This window comes from Aquimarina sp. 433 (assembly GCF_054054605.1).
The window spans coordinates 1-218 of record NZ_JBSWZK010000070.1; the positions used below are offsets into that span (position 1 = coordinate 1).

The window sequence follows — 218 nt, forward strand, 5'->3', positions numbered from 1 at the left end:
GTAACTATATCTATAACCGTATCTACACTACTCGCTACATCAATACTTACTGTAACCGTAGCATTACCTACATCCTCTGCAACTGTAATATCACTAATACTAACCGTAGGGGTATTATCATTATCGGTAATCGTTACCGTACCACTTGGATCGGTATTACTCGTATTACCACTGGTAACTGTACCACTAACTGTTAAGTCCTCACTTGGCTCATCAAT

The 218-nt window shown here is 39.0% G+C and carries 1 protein-coding gene; it reads right to left on the reverse strand.

The features are described 5' to 3' along the window. Nucleotides 1–218: hypothetical protein (locus tag ACWNT5_RS24370; RefSeq protein ID WP_456518879.1), on the reverse strand; the 218-nt coding region annotated here is incomplete at both ends.